Below are 1,458 nucleotides of genomic sequence, written 5' to 3'. Positions count from 1 at the left end.
CCGATCTCCAACATCACCAGGTTGGTGATGTCCACCGCCAGCGAGATGGAGCGCATGCCACCGGCGGCGACGCGGCGGCGCAGCCAGGCCGGGCTGGGCCGGGTCGGGTCGAAACCGGTCACCTTGACCGCGACGAACCGGCTGCTGCGCGGGTCGTCGAGAACGACCCCGACCGTCCCGTCGACCGGATCGTGGTCCTCGGTCACCGGATCGGAGAAGTCGACGCCGAGCCCCTGGGCGAGTTCGCGGGCCAGCCCGCGGATCGACAGGCAGTGCGGCATGTCCGGGGTCACCTCGAGGGTGAAGATCACCTCGTCGGCACCGAGCAGCGGCATCGCCGGCTCGCCGATCGCCGGATCCCCTTCCAGCACGATGATTCCGTCGGTGCCGTCCTCGGGCAGGCCGAGCTCGGCGCGAAGCCGCACGACGACGCTCTGCAGGACGTGCCTGCCGCGCGGGATCGTGGACAGGAAGGCCGGCTTGTCGACGACGATGATTCGCTCGTCGCGGTGCAGCATCCGGATCTCGCCGGGGACCTCGACCTCGTCGCGCAGGTCGCGATGGAACCAGACGAAGGTGTGCGGGCTGTACGGGTCGTCCACCCACACGGGCGTCAGGTCGTCGCGGACGAAGCGCTCGTCCGCCAGCATCTGGTGGACGTCGGCATGGGCCGAGACCTCGTGCTCGAGCCAGGCGGCCAACGTCGGCCACGGCGGGCCCTGCGGATCGCGGTCGGGTGTCCGCAGCCACGCCGCCTGCAGTCCGTGACGTGGAGGCAGCGGGGAACGTGGGGGCACCGGCCGATTCTAGGTGCCCCGGTGACGACGCCCCGGATTCCAGTCGCCGGGCGACTGCGACCAGGGACACTGAGGCTCGTCCACGGCGATGGCTGACCGGGTCGCGATACTGGGGGACGTGAGAGTCACCGGGCAGGACGTGCAGCGTGCAGCGGATCGCATCGCCGGGCGGGTCAGGCGGACGCCGCTGTGGCGACCCGGTGCGGAACCGCTGTGGCTCAAGTGCGAGTTCCTCCAGCACTGCGGAGTGTTCAAGACGCGTGGTGCCTTCAATCGCCAGCTGGCCGGCCTCGAGTCCGGTGAGATCACCGACGCGGGCATCGTCGTGGCGTCCGGTGGCAACGCGGGGCTGGCGCAGGCCTTCGCGGCCCGCGCGCTCGGTGTCCGCGCCACCGTCTTCGTGCCCGAGTCCGCGCCGCGGGTCAAGGTCGCCCGCATCGAGGGGTACGGGGCCCAGGTGCGCAGGGCGGGGACCGAGTTCGCCGAGGCGCACCAGGCGGCGGTCGGGTTCGCCGAGGACACCGGCGCGGTGCTGGCGCACGCGTACGACCAGGTGGACGTGGTGGCCGGGGCCGGCACGCTCGCCGAGGAGATCCTGCAGGACGAGCCCTCCATCGACACGATCGTCGTCGCGGTCGGCGGTGGCGGGCTCTTCGCGGGC

Annotated in this window: 2 protein-coding genes; one reads left to right on the top strand and one right to left on the bottom strand. The window is 71.9% G+C overall.

Going from position 1 to position 1,458, the window contains the following annotated elements; translation table 11 throughout:
* On the bottom strand, positions 1 to 650 hold a 650-nt coding region (locus tag RT323_RS15325), incomplete at its 3' end, for a phenylalanine--tRNA ligase beta subunit-related protein (protein ID WP_313410002.1).
* Between the two features lie 265 nt (positions 651 to 915).
* Between RT323_RS15325 and RT323_RS15320 the strand changes: the two genes are divergently transcribed.
* Positions 916 to 1,458 (top strand): pyridoxal-phosphate dependent enzyme (locus RT323_RS15320; protein WP_313409991.1); only part of this gene is annotated, 543 nt, incomplete at its 3' end.

The organism is Aeromicrobium sp., assembly GCF_032084975.1.
In the GTDB taxonomy this organism is placed as follows: domain Bacteria; phylum Actinomycetota; class Actinomycetes; order Propionibacteriales; family Nocardioidaceae; genus Aeromicrobium.
The sequence above is the reverse complement of the archived record's forward strand: the minus strand, read 5'-3'. Positions and strand labels throughout refer to the sequence as shown.